We start from the raw sequence: 25,027 nt of genomic DNA, 5'->3' as shown, positions 1-25,027 counted from the left end.
GACAATAAGATGTGTATCCAGAGGAGAGTGAATCATGACGACATCAATGCAGAACAACCCAAAGCACCAGTCAAAACAGTGGTCTAAAGCTGGATTACTTTTATTGGCAGTCTGCTCAACCTTATTGTCTGGCTGTAGTTCATTGGGTCTTGGGAGTAGTGAATATGGATGCCCAGGTATGCCTGACGGTGTGCGCTGTTTATCCGCTCATGAAGTCTATGAGCTTACCAGTAATGGAGCTGCACCCAAGACGATTGATGCTGTGGCGACTCGAATTGGTTCTCCCTCTGGGTATTCACAATCTGATTTAGAGACAGGACTGCTGAGCCATCCAGCATTACCCGAGACGCAGCAATCTGCACCTATTCGCATTCCTTCAAGGGTAATGCGGATTTGGATTGCGCCTTGGGAGGATGACCGTGGAGATCTGAATTTATCCAGCTACGTGTTTACCGAAATTGAACCGCGCCGGTGGGATATTGGGGTGTCAGCACCTCGAACAGTTTCGCCAGTGCTACGTCCACTTCAGACTCAAAGCGATTCAGCGTCAGCGGGAGCTGCTGGTAAGCGCGATAACTTGAGTATCTACGGAGAAACTAACGAATGACAAATGCAGTTCGCACCATTCAAACTCAGCGCCTAATGACCATTGGTGCGCTTGGTTTAATGGCGTTAATGATTTCGGAGCCCTCATTTGCGGGCACCGGTGGTGATGCTTTCACCGATGTGTGGGATACCCTAAAAGATTGGACCCAAGGTACTTTGGGACGGATCGTAGCGGGAGCCATGGTTCTGGTGGGTATTGTGGGCGGTATCGCTCGCCAAAGCTTGATGGCTTTTGCCTTGGGCATTGGAGGCGGTATGGGTCTCTACAATACGCCAACAGTCGTTGAAAGTGTCATGTCTGCAACTTTACCTGTTGTTGCCAGCACTCAAGAAGTCGTTGGCACAACAGTTCCAGCAATCAGCGCCGTCTTACTGGGCACCTGATAAACTCTATAGAGACCTTTAAAAGGTTTGGGTCTACAAAGTCACTGCTTTGTGGACCCAATTTTTACATTCTAAATTCATTATTTGTAACGTTGCCTAGTAACTCGTTACTCACAGTTTTAAATAGTTTCGCCAAAGTATTTTGCAGGTAAACTTGAAACTTATCCTGAGCTAGGGTTCTATCAAATACATCTGTTGGTAAGAAACGTTTCATTTCTGCAATGAACGCTTCACTAGACACAATATCAGGAAGTCGTTCGAGAAAGTTTTCCAACATTTTGTTGAAGTGCTCAAGTTTATAATCTGACACTTTGTTTTTAACTAAGTCCATATTGAGTGTCGCGCCTTGTTGCTGTAACCAAGCTAAATCCCATATATCTCGGTGGCGGACATACCTTGTAGTGGCAGGTAAAGAAATGATTTTATCCGCCATGACCTCATCCAAGCTTTCTGTCAGAATTAGCGTATCACTGTATCCATCAGGCAAAAAATCGTAGTTTATTTGAAGAGGTTGCGGCTCTCTTGTATAGGCTGGAATGTTTGCCACTTCTACTTTGATTTTTTGTTTTGGCAGATCTTTTCTCTCAGGAGAAGTCACTACCGCTATTTGCCACTTATCAATGCTCAATTCAGAATATTTAGGATCTTGCTTTAGATCCTTTGGTTCTTTTACTGTCACTTCAAGCCCGTATCGTTCGCCAATGTACTTTTCTATACAATATTTCATGTCTGCCAACATTGCTGAGCTGAAATCCTTCCCGCCAGCAAAATCCAGATCTTCGCTGAAACGATTGCCGCCATAACAAAGGCGCAATGAAGTGCCACCTTGAAAAGTTAGTTTGTCTAGAAGTCCACCTTTCTCTAGCGCAAATAAAATATCGTAGTGTAAGAGCTCTTTCTCTATCACTGAACGCATATGAGATACATTTTCAACTTGCATTGCTTTATTTACCAATTGCGCGAAATTTTCTTGATCAATTTTCATATAGCCCATCCTTGCTTACTAAATGTGTATTTCGGCCAACTCGTTTTAAGTCTCTGTATGCAGTTTGTTTCGTTGCTAACCTAAGCGGTCTGCCGACTAAACTGGTATTTTCTAAAATATCCATTGGATCTCGTTTCGTATGCGTAAATTCAATTGTACCCAAAGGTGTTTTGAATTCACCGGAACGTCCCGTTGTCATAACAGTTAAGCGATCTACTGGAATTTGCGAAATAACTCCAAAATCAGAAAGTGCAGACTCTAGGCTAATGTAGTTATATTCTCCACGCCGAATGGTTTTAGCAATTTGCTCCAACGTATCGCTGCCTTTCGACTGCGCTAAATTGTATAAGTACACACCATTAATGATACGGGTGAGTAAGCCATCGTCTTGCAAACGTTTAATTCCTGCACGCAATGCTCGTTCATTATCTTGATGAAAGATTTTCGCCAGATCTGAATTAGTAAAAACACAGCGACCACGCTTGTCGTATTCTAAGAGCTTTTTAATTGCCTCAGCCTTTTTCACAATACGCCTCTAGTTATCAAGGATGACACTTAAACATGTCATAAGTGTAGACTTAATCCTTGCGGAGTGCAAGTATACAATAACGACACTAAAAAATGTCAAACTTGTAAACTTGACTTCTGGGAGGAAAGGGCTTGGTTAGTTTACGCGGTGATGAAATTTAACACCCAGAGTGTGAAAAAGAGGATTTAGATAAACTAGATAAATTAGGGGAAGCCTGTAAGGCTGCCAGAATGAGAGCTATACCTCTACTAATAGTGCGTAACAACACGTGGCACCCTAGCAAGGCATCCAATTCTTCAATCTATCTAACCGAGTCCACATAGGACAACTGCATAGACTGGAGCCTCGATTTACATTAACGAGGACTCCTCATGCGAAAACTATCTCCAATTATTCTGGCGCTTGCGCTGTCTCCATTGGTTCAAGCCGAACCTGTGTCTGAAGTGTCGCCCGTTGGCAAAATTGACGGCATGGTTTCTTTACCTGTCACGGGTATGAAAGCGGTCGAAAGCAATGGCCGTATTGTTTTCATGTCAGACAGTGGCCGGTTCGTCATTGATGGCACACTCTATGATGCCTGGTCCAAAAAGCCGCTTACCAGCCTTGATGAAATTCGAGAAGCGGGAAACACGCTGGATTTAAGTCGCCTTGGCTTAAAAATGGATGATTTGAACCCACTGACTTTAGGCGAAGGCAAAAAGAAAGTGGTGGTCTTTGTTGACCCACGATGCCCGCACTGCCATGGGCTTTTGAAACAAGCTTTACCGCTAACCAAAGAATACACCTTCCAAATACTTCCTGTGCCAGTGCTTGGTCCTGATTCAGAGCGTCAGGTTCGCCAGCTTGGCTGTGCGCGTGACAAAAAAGCGGCCACCGATGCATTGCTGAATGGCCGGATTGGTAACCTAGAACAGGATGATGCCTGCAACTTAGAACCAATGCAGCGTACTTTGGTGACGGCTCAAATCCTGGGCATTCAAGGTGTGCCTTTCATTGTCGCCAATGATGGTCGCATCAGCCGAGGCCGTCCTTATGACCTTTCTGCTTGGTTGGAGGGGCGTTAATGAAAGCCTCTCTGTATTCAGGGCAACGCGCTTCTGAGCTATTGCCTGTATTGGCCTATTCAGACGATGAGCAACTGTTTTTCATGGAAGACCAGAGTGTTGGCTTTGGTTTTCTATGTGACCCATTGCCGGGTGGTGATGAGTCTGTTGCAGACAGGGTTAATGTTCTACTTAACAACGACTGGCCAAAAGACACTTTGCTGCAATTTGGCCTGTACGCCTCGCCTGATATTCAAACCGACCTTCAGCGCATGATGGGCTTGCGGCATCGTCAATCCGACCCATTGCTCAGGGCGTCGATACGTAAACGTGCGGATTTTCTCGATGGCGGCACGGTTCAACCGATAGAAGAATCGACCCAGACTCAGGTACGCAACTTTCAATTGATCGTCACCTGCAAATTGCCTTTGGAAAGTCCTATACCGACGGAGCGTGAGTTGAGTCGAGCATCCGCGCTTCGGGCTTCTTTCTCGCAAGCGCTGGCAACGGTTGGTTTTCGCATCACTGAGATGACTGACCGAAATTGGCTCGCGGCATTAAGTGCGCAGCTTAACTGGGGAAAAGATGCTTCCTGGCGCAATCCATCACCAATCCGCAGTGAGGCAGATAAACCACTTCGAGAGCAAGTGTTGGATTATGACCGGGCTATCAAGGTGGATAGCCAAGGTCTGATGCTGGGTGATTACCGAGTTAAAACCTTATCGTTTAAGCGCTTGCCTGAGCGGATCTGGTTTGGTCATGCCGCAAGTTTTGCGGGCGATATGATGACGGGCAGTCGCGGTTTACGCGGAAGCTTTTTGCTGAATGTCACCATTCACTTTCCTTCAGCTGAGGCGATGCGATCTCGTTTAGAGACGAAGCGTCAATGGGCGGTCAATCAGGCCTATGGCCCGATGCTCAAGTTTGTGCCGGTGCTTGCAGCCAAGAAAAAAGGATTTGATGTTCTTTTTGAAGCCTTGCAAGAAGGTGATCGTCCTATTCGGGCAAATATGACTTTGACGCTGTTTTCACCAACTGAAGAAGCGTCCATCAGCTCTGTTTCAAATGCTCGAACTTATTTCAAAGAACTCGGATTTGAGCTGATGGAAGACAAGTACTTCTGTTTGCCCATTTTTCTGAATGCCCTGCCATTTGGTGCCGACCGCCAGGCGATGAACGACTTGTTTCGATTCAAGACTATGGCGACACGGCATGTGATCCCTCTGTTGCCTTTGTTTGCGGATTGGAAAGGTACAGGCACGCCAGTGATTAACTTTGTTTCCCGTAATGGCCAGATCATGAGTGTGTCCCTTTATGACTCGGGCAGTAATTACAACTGTTGCATAGCGGCGCAATCGGGGTCGGGCAAGTCTTTCCTGGTGAACGAAATCATCTCCTCCTACTTATCAGAAGGCGGGCAATGCTGGGTGATTGATGTTGGCCGCTCCTATGAAAAGCTGTGTGAAGTTTATGACGGAGAGTTCTTACAGTTCGGGCGGGACAGTGGCATTTGCTTAAACCCGTTTGAAATCGTTGAGGACTATGACGAAGAAGCGGATGTACTGGTTGGGTTATTGGCCGCAATGGCCGCACCTACGCAGTCATTAACCGATTTTCAGATGGCCAACCTAAAACGTCAGACCCGTGAACTGTGGGAGAAAAAAGGTCGTGCGATGTTGGTTGATGATGTGGCAGAGGCTTTAAAAAATCATGAAGACCGACGTGTGCAAGACGTGGGTGAGCAGCTCTATCCGTTTACGACACAGGGCGAATATGGCCGCTTCTTTAATGGCCACAACAATATTCGCTTCAAAAACCGTTTCACCGTTTTGGAGTTAGAAGAACTCAAGGGGCGTAAGCATCTACAACAAGTGGTGTTGCTTCAGCTTATCTACCAAATCCAACAAGAGATGTACTTAGGTGAGCGGGATCGACGCAAGATTGTGTTCATTGACGAAGCTTGGGATCTGCTGACTCAAGGTGATGTCGGTAAGTTCATCGAGACGGGTTACCGTCGATTTCGAAAATATGGCGGCAGTGCTGTAACGGTAACGCAGTCGGTCAACGATTTGTATGACAGCCCAACAGGTAAAGCCATCGCTGAAAACTCGGCCAATATGTACCTGCTTGGCCAAAAAGCTGAAACCATCAACGCACTCAAAAAAGAAGGTCGCTTGCCACTAGGTGAAGGCGGCTACGAATACCTGAAAACCGTTCATACCGTCACGGGTGTCTATTCCGAAATTTTCTTTATTACCGAAATGGGCACCGGGATTGGCCGCCTTATCGTCGATCCGTTTCACAAGCTGTTGTACTCGTCCCGTGCAGAAGATGTAAACGCGATTAAGCAGTTAACGCGCAAAGGCCTTTCTGTTGCTGATGCCATCTCTCAGTTGTTGAAGGAGCGAGGCTATGAATAAGTCCACGCTTTGGCCATTTATGGCCTCTATTACTTTGTCTATTGCTGGTAGCGGTTTAATGACCAGCTGGCTCTTAATGAAAACACTCGAACCCATCCACAGCCAGTTGGCGTTAAGTACGCCCATTGCGGTCGTGGATTTTGGGGAGGCGGTGTTGTCACTGGGCCCCAATGCCAGCGAACAAGACATCGAATCCAGGTTGCTTCAGACCAATCAGCAAATTGAAAAGCTAAAAGCAGCCGGTTTTATCGTGCTGGATGCCCAAGCGGTGGTGGGTGCTGATGATTCTTTATTTGTGCCAGTAGGCTCAAAGGAGGTGTCTCATGCAGATACTCCGTAAAAGAATGCCTTGGCGGCCATATCTCATTCGGTTGACCGTTCTTGCGTTAATCATGGCCTTGGTAGGCACCTACGCCATGATGCGCTACCGAATAGGTATTGATACCCAGCAAGAGCGCTGCCTGCCTGATACCACGGTGTACCTGATTGACCTATGGAATAAAGAGCCCGTTAAGGATGGTTTGTATGCCTTCCACTCAAAAGGACTCGCTCCGTTATATCACGACGGTACTCGGATGCTGAAACGCCTAACAGGGATGCCTGGGGATGAAGTCAAGGTGACGCCTGAGCATGTGCTGGTGAATGGTACTGAAGTCTCTACCGGCATGGCATTAGCCCAGCGTCTTGGTGTCGCGGAATCACAATTTAGCCGCTCATTGACGCTGCAAGAAAACGAATATTGGTTTTCCGGTGAGGCTGCAACGAGTTTCGACTCCCGCTATTGGAATGCCGTTAAGCGCGAGCAGATTGTCGGTCGCGCTTGGCCGCTTTGGTAGGAGGTGGATGATGCAAAGACTATGTCTCTTATTTTTGTTGGTTGCTCCATTGTCTTGGGTTCAAGTTGCCTGGGCACAAGAGCCTTTTCCGTTGTCTGACGAGGACAAAAAGATCGTCGAAATGAGCCGCAGCATTTTACAAAGTGCTGTGGATGGTTCATCTGAATTTATTGAGCCTTTTGCACCGGTTGAACAACCTGTGTCGCTCAAACACAGCGATGAATGGGTGATATTTGCATCGTCCTCATTGGGTGATTCGTCACTGAAGCAGCTATTTAAAGAGGCCAGTGCTACCGGCGCTATTGTGTTGTTTCGGGGAATTCCTGAAGGAAAGACTTTGGGGGCGGCTATCCGTGATTGGCATACCCTGATGGCGGGACTTGATCCTGTTCCTCAGGTGCGAATCGATCCGAAAGCCTTTGTGCACTGGCGGGTGACTAGCGTGCCTGCCATTTTCCGTATAGAAGATGACAAGGTGACTGCAAGTGCACTAGGGGTTTACAGCAAGGACTGGTTGCAGCGCCAAATTGAAACTGGCAATAGCGGTTCATTGGGTCAACGCGGTCCGATTCATTCGATTTTAGAACCGGATTTGATGCAAGTGGCGATGCAGCGTTTACAGTCGCTTGACCTCGGCGCGTTAAAGAAAAAAGCCATTGAGCGTTTCTGGTCTCGCCAAACATTTACTAACTTACCCAAAGCCACGCAGTATCGGATAAGAATGGTTGATCCAACCATCGTCATGCAGCGGCCACTATTGGATGCCAATGGCCGAACATTGATCCCAGCAGGAACGCGTATTAACCCGCTAAAAGCCTTACCATTTACTCAGCAGCTCGTGGTGTTTAATGCGTCGAACGCTGAGGAAGTAAACGCAGTTGCGCATTGGCTTGAGGGCCAAGATAGGACACTACGCCGCATTACGTTTATCACCACGCAGCTCGACCGTGCTCAAGGTTGGAATCGCCTCAATGTGCTCGAAAAGACATTGGACAGTCCGGTTTACCTTCTCAATGCCTCGCTAAAGCAGCGCTTTGATTTGCAAGTCACCCCATCGTTTGTTCAAGCAAAGGGGCTCGCGTTTGAAATAGAAGAAATTCCAGCAAAGGAGCTTGTTCATGCAAAAGCTCAATAACACGTATCGTCTGATGCGGACTCTCGTTGTCATGCTTGTCCTGGGCGCATCTATTCCTGCAAAAGCCGAACTGACCTGCCCAGACGCGGGTTTATTGTCGGGCAAGTTGCTGACGGATGTTTGCTGGTCATGCATTTTTCCTATCCGGGTTGCAGGGCTTCCTCTTGGCTCTGGCAATGTCCCAAGCGGCGCATCAAACAAGTCATTTTGCTTGTGTGAAGACAACTTAGGCGTGCCAAGGCCAGGTATTGTTACCAGCATGTGGGAGCCAGCGCGTCTGATTGAATTGGTCAGAACGCCGGGTTGTTCGCCTTCCCTGGGAGGGATCCGTTTACCGTTAGGTGATAGACGACTGCAAGGTGGTCATGGTGAAGGTGAATACGATACCGGCGATCTTGCGTTCTACCATTACCATTATTACGCCTTTCCGCTTTTGGTCATGCTCGATTTGTTCATGGATGGCAATTGCAATGCCGATGGTTACATGGACTTTGACTTGATGTATTTGTCGGAATTGGACCCAACATGGCTGAACGATGAACTGGCCTTTTTTACTCAGCCTGAAGCGGCTGCTGTTGCTAATCCATTGGCTATTTCGGCTTGTACCGCTGACGCTGCCTCATCAACGCTTGGTAAACCCATCGATCAGTTGTTTTGGTGTGCTGGCAGTTGGGGCCATCTCTACCCGTTATCTGGCCACACCTTAGCCTTTGGCTCATTAGCAGAAAACACCAGCCATTTAGCGGCGCGAGCAATCGCGGCTCAACACAGGCGTGGTCTTGCAAGGCGAACAATGGGGAACAGTGCGCTATGCCGACCTGTTATCGAACCCATGCTGCCGAAAACCCAATACAAGATGAGTATGTTCTTCCCTGTACCAGAAACTGAAAGTGCGCATGTCATCGGTGAAAGCACCATGAAATGGGGAGAGTGGCGATCGATCCCCGGTGCCGGAGAAGATGCGCTCTACATTTTGTGGCGCTGGCAAGACTGCTGTAACTCGGGAGGTTAACTATGAAACCAACATTTTTTACCCGAGTGTTAGCGGGTATTTTATCTATCACTATGGCGTGCTTGCCCTTACATGGTGTGGCCGCTGATGTGCAGCGCCAATCCGGCCTAAGCGGACAACAAGAAGGTAAGCAATTGCTGCAAAACTGGACGATGCCCGCACTCAATGGCAATACATTGTCGGTGCCGAATGGCAGTGGTAATGAGTCCATTAACTTGCAAGAGCTTTTCCCAGGTATGGATCAGGGCTCATTGGATGTTTTAACAGGCGTTTATGGCTCTGATGCCAGCATGAATCAATTGGGGACGCAGCACCAAGAGAGTATGGCATCCGAAAGTGGCGCTACGGGTGAGGCGTTTCGCTCGCTACAGCAAATCAAAGACAGGTCTCGGCCAGATATGGTCAATGATCCGCTTTGGGCATTAACTGATGCGGTTCAAACTGACCCCAATCTATTGACGCAAAGCTTCCCAGGTTGTGAGTCTCAAGGTGAAGGAAGCCCAAACTACCAGCAATGTGACAGGCTCAATACAGCGGTTAACAGCTGCACTATTACTCACGATTACACGGCAGGCATTATTGAACATGTTTCAGGACCGATGAACCTTCGCTCTTGTGGTGAGGGGTGTCTTGAAGTTTGGATAGGACGAATTGGTGACAACTACTGGAGTGGCCGTTGTAAAGTGTTCGAGCAGGCCATCACACTCAAAGTCGTGAACCCTGATGCGATTACCTCAGCCGTACTTGAGTACGCCAAATGGGATGACTACATGCAAGTGTGGCTTGGCGATCAGAAATTCTGGTCTGGACCGAACAATAACTTTCCACCAGAAACGGCCGGTCGCTGCGAGCTCAGTACCAGTTGGGAGCGCAATCCTAATACCGACTTAACCGCTAAACTAAAAGCGGTAGAGCCCGGTTTAGACGTGCCGGTAAAAATTCGCGTATCGGTAACGGGGAGTGGTGAGGGGTATGCACGCATCAAGGTGCACTTTGATCCAACCAAGGTGGTGATGAATGATAGTTGGTCGCCACAATCCTGTATCGAACAAGCAGCGGATATCCCGACGAAGTTTTCAGACTACAGCATTCAATGCACGGATCAGCCGTCTTCAAACAACGGATGTACGGTGGTCAATGGTGTTTCAGTTTGTGAATCCTACTTTGCCCCAAGCCCAGTGGCTGGCATATCGCCTTTGTGTCGGCGTGTACAAGTCAGTGTGGATGATGAAAGCTATAAGGGGATTGAAAATCAGGCCTGCCAAGTGCTTGAAGCGAACCCTTCCTGTGGCTTCATGTCGTCAGAATGTGCCGAAACCAATGATAAAGGTGAATGCATGCGTTTTACCGATACCTATGACTGTGGATTGCAAACCAGTGATCCAAAGTGCGTGGTATCCAATCTTATGCCGAGTAGTTTTGAGGCCTGTGAGCCTACTCAGACGATTACGCCATTTACTGAAACCAAGCATGTACCGGATTACCAGGTGTGCGAAAAGATCAGCACGCTTACTCAGTGTCAGTTAGAGCGACGTGTATCCGCTGAAACCCATCAACAAAGCTGGTCCATTGAGCGCGGTTGCTTTAGCTCTGAAACGCTCAGTTTTGTTCCACAGCACAGCAGTACTATGCAAACTGGAAACGCGACGCTGAGGATTTTTGATAATCAAAATACTGAGATAAAAATCACCGAGTCGCCATCCAAGGCAAATGGTTGGAAAACGACACTCTCATTGACGGGCAATAAGGGGACGGTGACTGAGACGAAACCGTCCATTAAATACCCTGAAATGACCTGTCCAAAAGGAACCTTGGTTGGTTCATTGTGCAAGGTCGTTAATGGGTCGATTATTTCGTGGCATGAACCTCAGGAAGTCACTCGTTCCAAATGTGAGTCCGGCTGGAACGAAGTCGATTTCGATACTTGCAGCCGAGAAGTTCAGAAGTGCTTGGCTCCTGCGAGACTGAGCGCTTCATTGGCCTTCTCTGGCAAATACTTAGAGCAAGATGTTGTTCATCAATCAAGTGATCCGGGCATAGAGCAATGCTTGATGCAAACGGATCAGTTCACTGCGGTGCAGTGGCAGTGTTTGGATACGGGTACAAAACGAATCGACGGGTTAATGGTTGGTAGTGGCGAGTTGGCCAATCTTGGAAGCCTTTATCCGGCGGTTGTTTCGTCTCCTGCTCATTTAACCAGTCGTGGCAGCTCTGATGGACTGGGGCTCTCATGCTGGAGGGCAAGAGCGACCTACAATGCTTCGACTGCTCATCCAGAGTTCAACATGGGCAGCTCAGATAGCTGGGTAGATGCCAATGGTAATACGCAAACCATCGTCAATAACGGACAAAACACGACCACCAATACGTGTGCCGCGCTAGAACAAAACCCGGCCTGCCAGTATGTCAGAACCGAATGCACTGAAGGCGGAGCTGGTCATGAAGGCTTCTGTTATATCCAAAGTTTGGTGTATGACTGCGGACAAAGCGTTGAAGTGCAAAATGCACGAATGGAAACTCAATACAACTGTGAGGGGCCAGTTCGCTGCATGGGCACAGATTGTTTAGAGCCAGAGTCAATCAAGCAGGCTAACTTTGCAGAAGCCGCGGCGATGCTTAATGCGGCGCAGTTTATGACCAATGATATGTCATGCACGGGAGCTGATAGCCAAGATAACGTTGAGTGTACGGTCTTTAAAGGTAATGCTGGCCAGTGCAAAAAAGCCGTTGGCGGCATAGTAGATTGCTGTGAAAAGCCAAGTGGCGTGTCGTTATCGGATTACATCACAATGATTGTGGCGGTCAACAAGCTTGATACGGCAGTCATGGCCATGAATCCGTCTTCTGCAATCTATGGTTCGTGGAATACGCTTAGGGAACCGATCACGAGTACCTGGAGTGCGGTCAAGGAGCCTTTTGTGTCTGCATGGGACTCTCTTATGGGAGCAGGGCCATCAACGGCTGCTGGCGCGGGAGCGGAGCAAGCTGCGACTGGCTTTATGCAGGTGTTGACCAACAAAACGGCTGAATGGGTAGGTACGACCTTTGGTTCGGGGGCACAATCGGCACTGTTTAGTAACGTTGGTGGCGCAGTTGGAGCCGATGGTGTCGTTTCGGGTGGTAACTTTGCCCTGGGGGGGGCTGCGGGCGCGGTTCTGAGTACGGTTATGACGGCCTACATGATTTATTCGGTCACCATGATCCTCATTCAACTTATCTGGAAATGTGAGCAGAGTGAGTTTGAAATGAACGCCAAGCGGGTATTGAAGAGTTGCCACTATGTAGGCTCTTACTGCAAGTCTAAGTTCTTAGGAGCCTGTGTTGAAAAACGGCAGTCATATTGCTGCTTTACTTCGCCACTTTCACGGATCATTCAAGAACAAGTACGTCCGCAATTAGGCCTTGGTTGGGGTAGTGCGAAGTCTCCAAACTGTGAAGGTTTGACTGCGAGTCAGTTAAACCAGGTAGATTGGAGCCAAGTCAATCTGGATGAATGGATAGGTATCTTGTCAATAACAGGCAACCTACCCGAAGTACCGTCACTGGATCTGGAACGACTCACAGGCTCAGGAAGTACGCTAAACGTGGATGGAAACCGTCAAAGTGCCCCAGACAGAGCTATTGGAAGGCTAAACGGAATGGATGCTCAGAAACTGCGTCAGGAGGCGACGGAAGAAATTTCTGGAAATAATTAGGGGCTGTTGATCTTTGTAGTACATATATCAATCAGCCCACATTGGTAGCCACATCATAGTAAATGCTAAAGCGAGCATTGAATGATAATTTCGTTCAAGCTTTTCATACCGCGTGGCTATCCCTCTATATTGCTTAATACGGCCAAATGCATTCTCAACCAAGTGCCGATATTTGTACATGCACCAGTCAATATCTTCATTGCCTACTAAACTGTTGCCCTTACGTGGAATAACGGGTGTAGCGTTATTATCACGAACAAACGCTCTCAGTTTTTCACTGTCGTAGCCTTTATCTGCGACAACCATATTACTTGTTGGGCAATTAGCTACGAGTGACTCTGCATGGACGATATCATGCGTATTTCCACAGGATAATTCATAATAAACAGGCAACCCTCCGCTATCGACTGCAAGATGAATTTTCGTAGAATTTCCACCTCGGCTCTTTCCAATTGATTCATTGTCAGCAGTTCTTGCACCGCAACTATGTTGATGAGCCCTGACAATACTGCCATCAATGAAGACCCAATCCATGTCCGCATCACGAGATAATGCGCGAAGCAGTTCATTCAAAATCCCTTTTTTGGACCAAAAATTAAACCGTCTGTAGATAGCACTCCAACGGCCAAAATCAGAAGGTAAATCTCGCCATGGAATACCTGTGCGCATCTTATACAGTATGCCTTCGAGCGTTTTTCTATGGCGGGCTAATTATAAATTCGACCACTTAAGTACATTACTTTTGATAAAACACTCCATGTCCCGTCTGTTAACATTAATCTTGGCATGTAGGTTCGGTGTAAAGTTTTCTGGCGAATTCAATTATATCTTATCTTCATGCTGTTTGTTTTTCATACCACAAAGATCAACGATGAAATGGTCTCCTCCCTTTCGGCATCGCAATGTGCCAAACTTGGAATTGAACGATTCAAGTAATAAAGCGAGGAGACCGAGATGAATATTACAACAGTTGGATTAGATTTAGCAAAGAATGTGAGTCATGTGGTTTGCTGTAATCAAGTAGGTAAAATTGTTAAGAAAAAAATCCTGAGAAGAAAAGAAATACTGAATTATTTTGCTCAACTAGATGATTGCCTAGTTGGAGTCGAGTCATGTGCCAGTGCACATTACTGGGCAAGAGAACTCGAAAAACTGGGGCATCGGGTAAAACAAATAGCGCCTCAACACGTAAAGGCTTATGTCAGAGGTAACAAAACAGATTTTAATGATGCATTAGCCATAGCCGAAGCTGTTGTGCGACCAGAAATGCGTTTTGTTAGAACAAAAACCCAAACCCAACAAGATATTCAATCGCTGCATGTACTACGCAAGAAATGTGAGCGAGACAGAACAGCGAATAGTAATGAAATACGAGGCTTATTGTATGAGTATGGGATTGTCATTCCATTGGGAGTACATAATGTTTATAAGGCCTTGCCTGAGTTATACGATAGAGAAGCAAATAATGGGTTGAGTGAGTTGTTCAAGGAATTATTGGAACAACACTATAAAAAGTTGTCAGAGCTTAAAGCGCACCTGGATGTTTATACTCAAAAAATCCATGACTTAAGTAAAGATGATGCCTGTGTTCGATTACAGAGTATTCCGGGTATTGGCCCATTGATTGCCAGTGCGTTTTATCAACATGTGGGCAATGGCAGTGAATTTAACAATGGACGAGCGGTATCAGCTTCCATAGGTTTAGTTCCGAGGCAACATAGTTCCGGCGGTAAACAAAATTTACTGGGTATCAGTAAACGGGGCGATGGGTATTTAAGAACCTTATTGATACACGGTGCCAGAGCCGTTATGCGAGTCAGTGCGAACAAAGATACGCCACTGGCAAAATGGATAAAGCGAATAGAGCAAACGCGAGGCAGGAACAAAGCTGCGGTTGCGCTTGCCAATAAGTTAGCTCGCGTTGGTTGGGCGATATTAAAACACGGCGGTCGTTACAACGATGATTTGGTAACGGCTTAACAATGAATAACGAGTTCACTTCAGAGGATTGCTGAATAAACATCAAGTGATGACAAACAGGTAAAACCGACATATCGAAAACCTGATAGGGCGTGTGAGTTTGATAAACTCGTGTCAACGATAAGGACGATATGTGCGAAGTTCATCGAGGCTCGAAACCAAAGTGTTTCAATTAAGAAGCCGGATATACGAACGCAAACCTATCCCTGTCAAAACTCATTGTTTATTCTTGCAATGTTGGAGGAGACCATATACACGCCCTAGCTAGAAATTATCATAGCGTCGTTGCTTTAGCCTTCTCATTAATGTGGCTACCCATGTGGGTTGATTGAATTATGTACACCAAAGATCAACAGGCTCTAGTAAATATTTACAATAAGAACTTATTTACTTAATGCGCTTAAATTGTTTATAATTACGCGTAATTGGATATAGCGTTGTGTTTTTTTAGCGTTGTGTTTTTTACAATTATATTGTAGTAAGGATTGCTATGGAAAGTTGGTATTTAGTTACGTGTAAGCCTCGTCAAGAAGAGCTAGCATCCACCAACTTACTTAACCAAGGAATTGAGGTGTTCTACCCCAAACTAATCACCGAAAAACTGGTTAAAGGTCGACGTACCGTTAAACAGTCGGCTTTATTCCCTAACTACTTATTTGTTTGCCTTGAGTCACAAAACTGTAACTTTTCTGCGGTAAAAAATACGCGCGGAATTAGCGGCTTTGTATCTTATGGGGCAAATTATCAAATTGTACCTACAGCCCTAATAGAACAGCTTAAGAGTGAGCGTTTACAGACTAATGATTCTACTATACCTAAAACGGGTGATGTAGTTAGCGTAAATAACAGTTCGTTTAATAATATCAAAGCTATTTACAAAGAGTCTGACGGCGATATGCGTAGTATTTTGCTGATCAATCTACTTAATAAACAAGTAGAAATGAGCGTAGATAACAAAGACATAAAACAATACTAGCAAAATACACAGCTTCGGCTTTATGCGAAAATTTTATTAAGTATCAGTACGTAGGAACTGCAACCTAGGGGCGGAAGCGTGCCCGAAGAGCTATATAAGCAAATATTTTTGCTTTCAAGCTGAAGCGAGAGGAGCTCTGCGACGAACTGAAACGTGAAGCGTGCCCGAAGGGCTAGACAAGAAAAATGTATTTCGGTTGAATTTTACCTAGGGCCTATTGGGCACTTTTAAATAAAAGTACAAAAACAAGCAATTACAATGAGATAGTTAAAATTGACTGTCTCAATTTAGAAAAAAGTGTCTCAGTGGGGTGTAATAAAGCTGAGATACTAAACTGATAAAATGCAACTTCATAACGAGCAATCGGTTGCTCATAGTGTGAATGCTGTGGTGTTTTACACCGTAAAATAGTGCCTAGCATCCTTGAAGTTGACATATAAACGTAACTAAATTTGGTTACGCTAAAAGCTAAATTTGATTTATTAAAGGATATAAAAGTGAAAGTATTAACGGTATTTGGTACTCGCCCTGAAGCGATTAAAATGGCTCCTCTGGTTCATGCTCTTGCCGCAGATAAGCGCTTTGAATCAAAATGCTGTGTAACAGCGCAGCACCGTGAAATGCTAGATAAAGTACTTGAGCTGTTTAAAATTACGCCTGATTACGATTTGAATTTAATGAAAGCAGGGCAAACATTACAAGAGATAACCAGCCGTATTTTACTTGAGCTCACTCCCGTACTAAAAGAGTTCAAACCCGATGTAGTACTGGTACATGGAGACACGGCAACCACCTTTGCTGCAAGCTTAGCAGCATATTATGAGCAAGTAGCTGTAGGGCATGTAGAAGCAGGTTTACGTACAGGTAATATCTACTCACCGTGGCCAGAAGAGGGTAATCGTAAATTAACCGGCTCTCTTACCAAGTACCATTTAGCCCCAACAGAAAACTCTAAGGCTAACTTACTTAAAGAAAATGTCGCAGCTGAAAATATATCTGTAACAGGTAATACGGTTATTGATGCGCTATTAATGGTTAAACAACAAATAGAAAATGACACCGATTTAAGTAATACGTTAGCTAGTCAGTTCCCAATGCTTGATGAAAGCAAAAAGCTTATTTTAGTTACCGGCCACCGCCGAGAAAGCTTTGGTGGCGGGTTTGAGCGCATTTGTGAGGCGTTAGCGCAAACAGCTAAAGCGCACCCAAATTGCCAAATACTTTACCCTGTACACTTAAACCCTAATGTACAAGAGCCTGTAAAGCGTATATTAAAAGACGTTGATAATGTGCACTTAATTGAGCCGCAACAATACTTACCATTTGTATATTTAATGAATCGCGCACACATTATTTTAACCGACTCTGGCGGCATACAAGAAGAAGCACCAAGTTTAGGTAAACCTGTACTCGTCATGCGTGATACCACGGAGCGCCCTGAAGCAGTCGAGGCGGGTACAGTTAAGTTGGTTGGCACCGATATAGCTAAAATAACCTCAGCTTTAAATGAGCTTTTAACTAATGATGAATCATATAAAATAATGAGCCGCGCTCATAATCCGTATGGTGACGGTAAAGCGTGCCAACGTATTTGCGATATTTTAGCAAAAGATAAATAGGTAGTAGCGATTTTATATCGCGTCACAATATTTTAAAGAATACATTCGCAAGTTATAAGAACATAAGTAATGCTTGCATCAAAGATTTAAGATTAGAATTTTGTAGAGCCTAGAGCCTAGAGCCTAGAGCCTAGAGCCTAGAGCCTAGAGCCTAGAGCCTAGAGCCTAGAGCAGAGCCTAGAGCCTAGAGCCTAGAGCCTAGAGCCTAGAGCCTAGAGCCTAGAACCTAGAACCTAGAACCTAGAACCTAGAACCTAGAACCTAGAACCTACATACAAAAGGATCACCATGTCATTTAATACTATTTCAGTTGTTGGTTTGGGCTATATTGGCTTACCAACTGCCGCAATGTTCGCATCACGAAAAATAAAAGTAATAGGGGTTGATGTAAATCAACATGCAGTTGACACTATAAATCGTGGTGAAATACATATCGTAGAGCCTGATCTAGATATGATTGTTCATGCTGCAGTTACTGAAGGGTATTTAAAAGCGACAACTGTACCAGAACCAGCGGACGCCTTTTTAATAGCCGTACCAACACCGTTCAAAAATAATGATTCTGAAATACCTGAGCCTGATTTAAGCTATATCAAAAAAGCTAGCGAAGCTATTGCGCCAGCGCTTAAAAAAGGTGATTTAGTTATATTAGAATCTACCTCCCCGGTTGGTGCGACTGAGCAAATGGCTGTGTGGTTAGCCGCTGCTCGACCAGACTTAACATTTCCAGGTCCTGAAAGTAGTTATACAGATACAAACATAGATGTGAATATAGCGCATTGCCCTGAGCGAGTATTACCTGGCCATGTTGTTCGTGAGTTGGTAGAAAACGACCGTGTAATAGGTGGTATTACCGCTAAGTGTTCTGCACGCTCTGTTGAGCTTTACAAGACCTTTGTACAAGGTGAGTGTGTAATAACAAATGCTCGCACAGCAGAAATGGCAAAGTTAACTGAAAACTCATGCCGCGATGTACAAATTGCATTTGCTAATGAGCTTTCGATAATTTGCGATAAATTAGATATAGACGTGTGGGAGCTTATCTCTCTAGCTAACCGTCATCCGCGTATTAACATTTTACAACCTGGCCCGGGAGTTGGTGGGCACTGTATCGCGGTAGATCCTTGGTTTATTGTTAGTAAAACACCAGAACAGGCACAGATAATACATACAGCTCGTAAAGTAAATGACGCCAAGCCGCAGTGGGTAATTAATAAAGTTAAGTTAGCAATTGCTGACTTTTTACAAGCTAACCCAACTAAAACAACGAAAGATGTAACCGTTGCTTGTTATGGCTTGGCTTTTAAACCAGATATCGATGATTTACGAGAAAGCCCTGCTCTAAATATCGCAAAACAAATAGCTGGATTGCATTCGGGCAAAGTTCTTGCTGTAGAACCAAATATTGAAAAACTTCCTAGTGACGCTTCCAAAGTCGAATTAAAAAGCTTGGAAGATATTGTTAACACCGCAGACATACATTTGATTTTAGTTAACCATAAAGAGTTTTATGGTTTAAAAATTAAAAGTGAATACTTAATTAACATATGCTGTAACTAAATGTTAAGTCAAAGACTCCTTCGAAGATTAGCTGGCCAAAGTGCTTGGAATTTGGTTGCTAGTTTCCTTGTTAAAATTTGTGCCATTTTCCTCTTGTGGGTAGCTGCGCGTAATTTATCTGCGGATGAGTTTGGTAAGCTTACGTTAATTCAGAGCACACTCATTGCTTTCCAAATATTTTCCTCTATGGGGCTAGGGACTACAGCTTCAAAATTTTCAGCAACTTATGGGCATAATTTATCTACAGCTTCGGCTGTGTTTATTTCATGGGTTTCTTTTTCTATACCTACTTTAGTCATAACTTATTGGATGTCCAACAATATATCGTTGTACCTTTTTTCTGACGGAACATATACAGAACATCTTAAGTTAATCGCATTTGCAATGTTCTTTTCGTCTTTTAAAACAGTTATTAGTGGTTACTTTGTAGGCGTTGAGAAGGCTTTTATTTTATCTAAGGCTGCAATACTCTCTGTTTTTACCTGCTTACCATTTATATACATAGCGATAACTAAATATGGAATGTTTGGAGGGATTGTATCAATACTATTTATTGAAGTAGTGACGGTGTTTTATATATTGTGCTATGTTAAAAGTTTGCCTAAATCTGAGGAAAAAGAAAAAGTTACAGTTTATAAACGTACTTTGAATGTTTTTAAATTTACTCTACCAATTAGTTTGTCAGGCTTTTTAGTTATGCCTATAAATTGGGTATTATTAAATAGTGTTGCACAAAACTTTGGGTTTATTGAGGTGGGATTAATAAATATACTGAATCAATGGCAAGCCATTTTAATATTTATTCCTGTAAGTATTGCGACAGCTGTTATGCCAATACTTTCAAAGGAAAATAATAAGGAAATAATATTTAATTTTATACTCAAGGTAGTAGTAATAATCACAGTAACTTTAAGCTTAGTACTTATGTTAATATCACAAGAGTTAATAAACACATATAACGAAGTTTACTTAAATTTTCCAATCCATTTATTTGTTTTGGTAATGGGAGTTTCTGCAAGTGTAATGGTAATTAGCAACCTACAAAATAACTTAATAGTTGCAGCAGGTTCCCCGAACATTCTGCTCAAAGCTAATTTTGTTTGGGGGATTACATGCTTGAGCGTCTTTTTTATTTTAATATCGCATTTAAACCCAGTGGTTAATATTTTTCTATCTAGAGGGGTAAGCTACTTAGTAAAAGTTATATATATTAAAATTAGATATACAAATGGAAAAAATTAACTATATGAAACTAATGAGATCCAACAGGAAGATTTTGATAGTTTGCTTTGTTTTATCTATTTTTCTGCTACCGCCAATGACAGAGAGTTATATATTAACTTTGCTTTTATTGGGGATGCTTTCACCAACAGTGATTAAAATTGAAGAAAGCATGCTTTTTATTTTACTTTTTGGCATTTGTTTAGTTTTATTATCAACAGTAATCACTAATTTTATTGAATTTAATGGTGCAGTTCTTTCAGTTGAACATTTAACTAAGTTCTTTTTAATATCTGTAGCATTTATTATTTCAGGAGAGCGAGCTCTTAATAAGTTAGATAGGCTACAGCTACAGAAATTGCTTTTTTTTATTTTACTTATTGTTTTTATGAGTCAGATAGCAATTAGTTTTAATTTGTCACCATTTTCAAGCTTCATTAAGAGTTATTATATTAAGAGTGAAGTTTTATCTAATTTTTATAAAAGAGAAGTTATAGCGTTTGATGTTAGAAATGGGGGATTGTTTGGAAATCCTAATCAATTATCAAAAGCTGTGACCTTCCTAGTGGCTTACTTTCTTATAATTCGAGATACGCAGAATAAATACCTTTTTAAAGTCACTGATATTATTTTTATCGGAGTAGCTTTATTAGCGATCTTACTCTCAGGGAGCAGAACAGGTTTTTTAATATCTGTGATGATAATACTTTTATTTATTTTTCCAATTTTAGACCTAAAGAAAAAAGTGTTGTTTTTTTTTCTTACTTTGATTGGTGGTGGATTTATAGTTTTTTATTCAGAATTAAGAGTATTTTCATTCGCTTCCGGTAATGGGGTGGGTAGTCTTGATTATAAAGTTTCTTTCATTTATGAGTATATATCATTAACGCTTGATAAGTCGCCACTTACTTTTTGGTTTGGGCATGGTTTTATGGAAGATAAAAGTTCCTATGACACATTAATTGTATATGGTGTGAATTTAGGGTTTGACAGTGATCTTGGATTTATAATTTACTTTTTAGGGGGCATTGGACTTGTATGGCTGATCATTTCTTTGTTCTTTTTAAATCGATTTTATAGTGTACCAACTTTTTGCTTACCTTTAGTTTTTTGGACTATTAGCTCCTCTGTCTTTTATAGTATAAAAACATTGTTTATGGTTATTATACTATTTTTACTCACTAGTACATTTAGGAAAAACTAATAAATGAGAAAATTTGCATACGTAACGAATATACCTACTCCATACAGGGACTTTAGGTTCAGGTTGTTATCTAGTGAATTAAAAAAATATAACGTTGAGCTTGTTGTTTTATACATGGCTAAAACTGAGCCTAATAGAGACTGGGATGCTAATGAACTTTGTAAAGGGTACTGCTCCCACTTCTTTAAAAACTTTGGTGTTAATTTAGGTAAACGTTTCTTTCTTCATTTTAACCCAAGCTTGTTATTTCATCTTTATCGAGAAAAGTATGATTTTGTAGTCGTTGGAGGGATATCTAGCCCTACACATATCTTAGCTCCATTTTTTTGTAAACAAAGTGATTTAACTCTTTCAGTTGAGTCAAACTTAGACTCGATAAAAAACAAATCATTAATCTTCAGCAAAGTTAAAAGTTTTATTATTAGCAAATATAAGAGATTCCAGGTTACAGGACAGAGGAGTGCTGACTATGTTAAAAGCTACTACCCATGTGAACTTACAGATAAAAACTTTTTATTCTTTAGAAATTTAATAAACGAAGAAGATTTTAAATCGGTAGGTAGCCCTATAAATGTTGACAAATCAAAAATAAATATTGTATGTGTAGCGCGGCTAGAAGAAATGAAAGGTATTGTAGAATGGATTCGCTCAGTTAAAGAGGTTGATTTATCTAATGTTCATATTTATGTTGTTGGTGGCGGAACTTTATATGAGTATATACTTGGTATAATTGAGAGCTATAAGTTACCAATTACATTAGTTGGAAATACTAGCTCAAAGCAGGTATCTGCTTGGCTGCAGGAAGCAGATATTTTTTTATTACCGAGTAAAAGGGATGCGTCACCACTGAGTTGCATTGAAGCTGTATATATGGCTAAGCCATTACTCATTTCGGATAAAGTTGGCAATGTTGACGATGTTCTAAAAGAGGGAGAAAATGGCTATAAATTCGATATATACAGCCAAGAGAGTGTCGTTAGTAGTTTGAAAAAAGCTCTTGATTTAACTAGCTTAGAGCGAAAGTCTTTTGGTGAGAAAAGTAGAGTAATATATGTTCAAAATTTTGAGCCAAAGTATCAAATCAGTAAGTATGTTGAGAAGATTTTAAATGTCAATTAAATATATTAAATGGGATGGTAATGAACAGCACTTATCTGATTATTTAAGTTTAATGTCGGAAGTATATAAACAAAACTTTAGCTTAGATGAGTTCATTTGGAAACACAAAAGGTCGCCTCTCGGGCCATCACTCATATATCTTGCCTATTCAAATAAAAAATTGATAGCAGCACGAGCTATGTTACCAGTTTACCATCAAGAATTTTCAATATATCAGCCATGCGACACAGTGACTCATCCAAAGTTTAGACGTATGGGACTATTTTCAAAGCTTACAAAATTTTGTCTTGAAAATATAGATCTAAATGTTACACAAATACTCAATTTTCCAAATAATAGTAGCTATCCAGCCTATACTAAACTTGGGTGGGAGCATCTTTCATTATTGAGTAAACAGTATAGCTTTGGATTTCCTAGTGTTAAAAAAATTAAAGCGAGAGAATTAACTTCTTTTGTTAAGAAAAACTTTAATAAAGCTTTTGCTGATTATTTAATTTGGCGTTTTTATGATAAGCCAAATAATGTTTATTCATATTATTTCGATCAAAACCACTTATATATAGGTAAAAAATTTCAGTATGCAACAGTTAGTTTTAGTGATGGTAATAATAAAAATGGTACTAAAAATGGGGTGCAGTATTCAATGCATAAAGCTCCATTTTTAACTCGAAAGTGTAGACTGACATTTACCCTATCCTCACAAGCTAGAGTTGCTTATTACCCTTGTGATAATATTGATATTATTGACGTTTTTGATGTTTATTCACCTCTAGCTATTATGGATACATTTTAATGAAAGCTTTTTCGAGAAATTTATATTTGTCTCTTTTTGGCAAAGTATCTCAGCCTAAAAAAGGTGTTTACATTTTGAATGGACATTATTTGACTAGAAAGCACAATGCAAAAGCTGAGTTATTCATCACCTTCTTAAATGAGTGTCGGCAATTTGCAGAATTCATTAATATTGAAGATGCTGTACAGTTAATAGAAAGTGGTGAAGCTGCAGATGTAGACGGAACTTTTATCGCTTTCACATTTGACGATGGTTTTGATGACTGCTATCACTCTCTTGCACCAAGCTTGGATAAATTTGGAGTTAATGCATGTTTTTTTGTTAATCCAAATTATATAGATGGTGATGCCGAATATATTCAAAGATTTAATAATCAACTAGTGAAAACAAATAATAAGAAGCCTTTGTCTTGGAAGGAGGTTAAATCTTTACACGACTCTGGTTTTATTATTGGTAACCATACTCTTGATCACTTAAGGTTAAGTGAGTTGGACAAAAATAATATCGAGAAGCAAATTATTTTGGCGAAAGAGATTTTAGAATCAAAGTTAACAAGTCCTTGTGAATTCTTTGCCTGGCCTTATGGTCAGTATTCTGATATTTGTGATTTATCATTAGAAGTTGCAACATCAACCCATAAATATGCGTTTAGTGGGTGTAACTTCCGGTCATATACTTCATGTATAAATGGGAGAAAGTACTTTAATAGAAGGCACTTTGAGGCAAGTTGGCCACCAAGTCACTTAAAGTATTTTTTGTCCAAATCTCGCGAGTACAATTGAATTGAAACTAATTATAAACGCAGCTAATCTACATGTTGGTGGTGGTGTTCAAGTAGCTAGTGCTATTATAAATGACTTACTGCATAGAAAAGATGGAGATGAACTTGAGCAAGTTATTATTTTAGCTTCTAGTTTAGTTTATGACTCTTTAGAGCCCTATGTGAATCCATTACCAAAAATTATAATAAAAAAGTGTAATTATTATGGCCCGAGTGGTGGGGTGAGTTTTAGAAGCTTACTTATAAATGTAGTAGAAAAGTATGAAGTTGATACTGTCTTTTCTATATTTGGTCCAACATATCTTTATAGTTTGCCTGTAACTCACTATATTGGCTTTGCTAATGCTTGGTTAGTAACACCTGATTGTTTAGCGTATAGCTTGATGGATTTTAAAACAAAGTGGTTCAGTAAGCTAAAATACTTTTTATATAAGCTAAGCTTGAGTTTTGAAACTGATAATATTATTACAGAAACTGAACTAATGAAATCAAAAATGGCTGATGATTGGTTGTTAACTAATAAAAAAGTTAATGTTGCAAGCAATTGTCATTCAAGTTTATATTTAGATAAAAATAAATGGGATATAATAAAAATTCCCCATGTCGAAGTGGACTTTTCCTTATGCACCATATCAAGTAACTATATACATAAAAATTTAGATGTAATTGGTAAAGTGGGTGAAATTCTTAAAAGCAAATATAGTGTGAAAGTGGTTTTTTTTGTGACATTACCCCACGACTCATATGAGTTAAAGTCCGATAACTTCAAAAAATATACTGTGAATTTGGGTCCTGTAAAACCAAGTCAATGTCCACAAATATACGAGCGTACAGATGCGCTTTTTTTACCTACATTAATAGAAACATTTAGTGCATCCTACCCAGAAGCAATGTTTATGGGTAAGCCAATCTTAACCTCGGATTTAGATTTTGCCAAAGATATTTGTAAGGACGCGGCTCTTTACTTTAACCCTTTAGACGTTAACGATATAGCTGAAAAGGTTTATTTGTGTTATGCGGATATAGAGTTAAGAGAGGAAAAAATAAATAAAGCGAGATCTGTACTTAATAGTATGCCTAATTCAAAAGCTAGGCTAAATAAAATTTTAGAGATAATTAGGGGTTAATG

At 42.0% G+C, this 25,027-nt stretch carries 22 protein-coding genes; 19 read left to right on the top strand and 3 right to left on the bottom strand.

The window, feature by feature from the left end; genetic code table 11:
• Nucleotides 1-34: 34 nt before the first annotated feature.
• The gene (gene traV / locus J8Z25_RS15645) at nucleotides 35-607 is read left to right on the top strand and encodes a type IV conjugative transfer system lipoprotein TraV (protein ID WP_217875230.1); all 573 of its coding nucleotides are present in this window, start codon (nucleotides 35-37) and stop codon (nucleotides 605-607) included.
• On the top strand, nucleotides 604-990 hold the full coding sequence (gene traA, locus J8Z25_RS15640; RefSeq protein WP_143692912.1) for a TraA family conjugative transfer protein: 387 nt from the start codon (nucleotides 604-606) through the stop codon (nucleotides 988-990). Before traV ends, traA begins: the two co-directional genes overlap by 4 nt.
• Nucleotides 991-1,054: 64 nt before the next feature.
• Here traA and J8Z25_RS15635 read toward each other — a convergent pair whose 3' ends face one another.
• Nucleotides 1,055-1,975 carry a nucleotidyl transferase AbiEii/AbiGii toxin family protein gene (locus J8Z25_RS15635; protein WP_175080733.1) on the bottom strand — a complete coding sequence of 307 codons (921 nt, stop codon included), beginning with the start codon at nucleotides 1,973-1,975 and terminating at the stop codon, nucleotides 1,055-1,057.
• Nucleotides 1,965-2,501 carry a type IV toxin-antitoxin system AbiEi family antitoxin gene (gene abiEi / locus J8Z25_RS15630; RefSeq protein ID WP_007105006.1) on the bottom strand — a complete coding sequence of 179 codons (537 nt, stop codon included), beginning with the start codon at nucleotides 2,499-2,501 and terminating at the stop codon, nucleotides 1,965-1,967. Before abiEi ends, J8Z25_RS15635 begins: the two co-directional genes overlap by 11 nt.
• 374 nt (nucleotides 2,502-2,875) lie before the next feature.
• On the opposite strand from abiEi, the gene J8Z25_RS15625 reads away from it, so the two are divergent.
• The 7 genes from J8Z25_RS15625 to traN are packed head-to-tail and all read left to right on the top strand — an operon-like array spanning nucleotide 2,876 to nucleotide 12,645.
• On the top strand, nucleotides 2,876-3,568 hold the full coding sequence (locus J8Z25_RS15625) for a DsbC family protein (RefSeq protein ID WP_250661395.1): 693 nt from the start codon (nucleotides 2,876-2,878) through the stop codon (nucleotides 3,566-3,568).
• Complete coding sequence (gene traC / locus J8Z25_RS15620; protein WP_250661394.1) at nucleotides 3,568-5,967, top strand: type IV secretion system protein TraC; 2,400 nt, start codon at nucleotides 3,568-3,570, stop codon at nucleotides 5,965-5,967. The genes J8Z25_RS15625 and traC overlap by 1 nt, the downstream gene beginning before the upstream one ends.
• Entirely contained in the window at nucleotides 5,960-6,307 is a 348-nt protein-coding gene (locus tag J8Z25_RS15615; RefSeq protein WP_250661393.1) for a plasmid-related protein, read from the top strand. Before traC ends, J8Z25_RS15615 begins: the two co-directional genes overlap by 8 nt.
• The gene (locus tag J8Z25_RS15610; protein WP_250661392.1) at nucleotides 6,291-6,803 is read left to right on the top strand and encodes a S26 family signal peptidase; all 513 of its coding nucleotides are present in this window, start codon (nucleotides 6,291-6,293) and stop codon (nucleotides 6,801-6,803) included. Before J8Z25_RS15615 ends, J8Z25_RS15610 begins: the two co-directional genes overlap by 17 nt.
• Nucleotides 6,804-6,810: 7 nt before the next feature.
• Nucleotides 6,811-7,938, top strand: a complete 1,128-nt coding sequence (locus J8Z25_RS15605) for a TrbC family F-type conjugative pilus assembly protein (RefSeq protein ID WP_502934590.1) — start codon at nucleotides 6,811-6,813, stop codon at nucleotides 7,936-7,938.
• On the top strand, nucleotides 7,922-8,950 hold the full coding sequence (locus tag J8Z25_RS15600) for a TraU family protein (RefSeq protein ID WP_250661391.1): 1,029 nt from the start codon (nucleotides 7,922-7,924) through the stop codon (nucleotides 8,948-8,950). The genes J8Z25_RS15605 and J8Z25_RS15600 overlap by 17 nt, the downstream gene beginning before the upstream one ends.
• 2 nt (nucleotides 8,951-8,952) lie before the next feature.
• On the top strand, nucleotides 8,953-12,645 hold the full coding sequence (gene traN / locus J8Z25_RS15595; protein ID WP_250661390.1) for a conjugal transfer protein TraN: 3,693 nt from the start codon (nucleotides 8,953-8,955) through the stop codon (nucleotides 12,643-12,645).
• A gap of 27 nt (nucleotides 12,646-12,672) precedes the next feature.
• Here the strand turns inward: traN and J8Z25_RS15590 are convergent.
• A protein-coding gene (locus tag J8Z25_RS15590) for an IS5 family transposase (protein WP_502934589.1) occupies nucleotides 12,673-13,433 on the bottom strand; the annotation gives its coding sequence in 2 pieces (ribosomal slippage) (nucleotides 12,673-13,355 and nucleotides 13,355-13,433; 762 coding nt in all).
• 166 nt (nucleotides 13,434-13,599) lie between these two features.
• Here J8Z25_RS15590 and J8Z25_RS15585 point away from each other — a divergent pair.
• The 10 genes from J8Z25_RS15585 to J8Z25_RS15540 all read left to right on the top strand — a co-directional run bounded on the left by J8Z25_RS15585 (nucleotide 13,600) and on the right by J8Z25_RS15540 (nucleotide 25,025).
• Nucleotides 13,600-14,625 carry an IS110 family RNA-guided transposase gene (locus J8Z25_RS15585; RefSeq protein WP_250659740.1) on the top strand — a complete coding sequence of 342 codons (1,026 nt, stop codon included), beginning with the start codon at nucleotides 13,600-13,602 and terminating at the stop codon, nucleotides 14,623-14,625.
• Between the two features lie 490 nt (nucleotides 14,626-15,115).
• A complete protein-coding gene (gene rfaH / locus J8Z25_RS15580) occupies nucleotides 15,116-15,601 on the top strand; it encodes a transcription/translation regulatory transformer protein RfaH (protein ID WP_250661389.1) in 486 nt (161 codons plus the stop codon).
• A gap of 497 nt (nucleotides 15,602-16,098) precedes the next feature.
• Nucleotides 16,099-17,220, top strand: a complete 1,122-nt coding sequence (gene wecB / locus J8Z25_RS15575; protein ID WP_284693403.1) for a non-hydrolyzing UDP-N-acetylglucosamine 2-epimerase — start codon at nucleotides 16,099-16,101, stop codon at nucleotides 17,218-17,220.
• A 288-nt stretch (nucleotides 17,221-17,508) separates the two neighbouring features.
• Nucleotides 17,509-18,780, top strand: coding sequence for a UDP-N-acetyl-D-mannosamine dehydrogenase (wecC, locus tag J8Z25_RS15570; RefSeq protein ID WP_250661388.1), 1,272 nt, complete (start codon nucleotides 17,509-17,511; stop codon nucleotides 18,778-18,780).
• Nucleotides 18,781-20,022 carry an oligosaccharide flippase family protein gene (locus tag J8Z25_RS15565; RefSeq protein ID WP_250661387.1) on the top strand — a complete coding sequence of 414 codons (1,242 nt, stop codon included), beginning with the start codon at nucleotides 18,781-18,783 and terminating at the stop codon, nucleotides 20,020-20,022.
• Nucleotides 20,009-21,205, top strand: a complete 1,197-nt coding sequence (locus tag J8Z25_RS15560) for a hypothetical protein (RefSeq protein ID WP_250661386.1) — start codon at nucleotides 20,009-20,011, stop codon at nucleotides 21,203-21,205. Before J8Z25_RS15565 ends, J8Z25_RS15560 begins: the two co-directional genes overlap by 14 nt.
• 3 nt (nucleotides 21,206-21,208) lie before the next feature.
• The gene (locus tag J8Z25_RS15555; RefSeq protein WP_250661385.1) at nucleotides 21,209-22,324 is read left to right on the top strand and encodes a glycosyltransferase; all 1,116 of its coding nucleotides are present in this window, start codon (nucleotides 21,209-21,211) and stop codon (nucleotides 22,322-22,324) included.
• Complete coding sequence (locus J8Z25_RS15550; protein ID WP_250661384.1) at nucleotides 22,314-23,117, top strand: GNAT family N-acetyltransferase; 804 nt, start codon at nucleotides 22,314-22,316, stop codon at nucleotides 23,115-23,117. The genes J8Z25_RS15555 and J8Z25_RS15550 overlap by 11 nt, the downstream gene beginning before the upstream one ends.
• Complete coding sequence (locus J8Z25_RS15545; RefSeq protein ID WP_250661383.1) at nucleotides 23,117-23,899, top strand: polysaccharide deacetylase family protein; 783 nt, start codon at nucleotides 23,117-23,119, stop codon at nucleotides 23,897-23,899. The genes J8Z25_RS15550 and J8Z25_RS15545 overlap by 1 nt, the downstream gene beginning before the upstream one ends.
• A gap of 1 nt (nucleotide 23,900) precedes the next feature.
• Nucleotides 23,901-25,025, top strand: a complete 1,125-nt coding sequence (locus J8Z25_RS15540) for a glycosyltransferase (protein WP_250661382.1) — start codon at nucleotides 23,901-23,903, stop codon at nucleotides 25,023-25,025.
• The last annotated feature ends 2 nt before the right edge of the window (nucleotides 25,026-25,027 follow it).

This window comes from Pseudoalteromonas sp. SCSIO 43101, assembly GCF_023650775.1.
GTDB lineage: Bacteria > Pseudomonadota > Gammaproteobacteria > Enterobacterales > Alteromonadaceae > Pseudoalteromonas > Pseudoalteromonas apostichopi.
Note: the sequence above shows the minus strand (reverse complement) of the source record. Positions and strands in the feature narration are given on the sequence as shown.